A 1,196-nucleotide genomic window follows, 5' to 3' on the forward strand; every position below is an offset into this window, starting at 1 on the left:
CGAAGGATCTGCGGGTGAGTGTGCGGTCGGTGGAGCGCTGGCGTCGTGCCTGGCGGGAGGGCGGCATGGAGGCCCTGCGCTCGGCGGGTCCGGCGAACTCCCCGACCGTCACAGACGGGCAGTTCGCCGTGCTCGAGGAAGAACTCGGCAAGCAACCGGCAGCTCACGGCTTCGAAGACGAACGCTGGACCCTGGCGCGGGTGCAGACGGTGATCCGCCGGCGTCTGCGGGTGAGCCTGTCGGTGGCGACGGTCTGGCGGCTGCTGAAACGGCACGGCTGGTCCTGGCAGGCACCCGCCCGCAGAGCACTCGAACGCGACGAGCACGCGGTGGAGCTGTGGAAGAGGGAGGTCTGGCCGCAGGTAAAAGACTCGCGGCGGCGTCCGGTGCCTGGATCGTCTTCGAGGACGAGGCCGGGTTCTCGATGACTCCTCCCCGCGCCCGCACCTGGGGCGGGCGCGGGCAGACCCCCGTCATTCGCGTCCGCGGCAGGTCCCGCCGCCGCACCTCGGTCGCCGCATTGTGCTGCTACAAACCCGGCGAGAACAGCCGCCTCATCCACCGCCCCCGCGCGAGCAATGCTCAAGACCTGTGGATGGAGGTCGGGGAGCACGCGGAGGGCGTACCTTCCCGAGTGATCGACTGATGGTCATTGAGTAGGCCGGTGTTCGCAGCACCGGTCGGGAAGGCACGCCCGTGCTCAGCGTAGTCAACGACGACGGCACCACGCCGAACGGCTCCCTGATCGACGAGATCGTCCGTGAAGGCGCCAGGCGGATGCTCGCCGCCGCGCTGGAAGCCGAAGTCAACGCCTATATAGCCGAGTTGGCACACGAGCGGGATGCGACGGGCCGGCGCCTGGTCGTCCGCAACGGCTACCACCAAGCGAGGAAGGTCACCACCGCGGCCGGGGTGGTCGAGGTGCGGGCACCGCGCGTGAACGACAAGCGCGTCGACGCCGGGACGGGCGAGCGCAAGCGGTTCTCCTCGGCGATCCTGCCGCCCTGGTGCCGCAAGTCCCCGAAGATCAGCGAGGTGCTGCCCCTGCTCTACCTGCACGGCCTGTCCTCGGGGGACTTCGTGCCCGCGCTGGAGCAGTTCCTGGGCAGCTCGGCCGGGCTCTCCCCGGCGACCATCACCCGGCTCACCCAGCAGTGGCAGGCCGACCACGCCGCCTTCATGGACCGCGACCTCGC

At 70.2% G+C, this 1,196-nt stretch carries 1 protein-coding gene and 1 pseudogene; both read left to right on the top strand.

The window, feature by feature from the left end; translation table 11 throughout:
* Nucleotides 1–571, top strand: a pseudogene (locus ACWDVB_RS40295) (IS630 family transposase); the annotation flags it as partial.
* Nucleotides 572–696: 125 nt separating this feature from the next.
* Nucleotides 697–1,196, top strand: a 500-nt coding sequence (locus ACWDVB_RS40300; RefSeq protein WP_451612072.1) for a transposase, incomplete at its 3' end; no start/stop codon positions are given.

The organism is Streptomyces sp. NPDC003379, assembly GCF_053589195.1.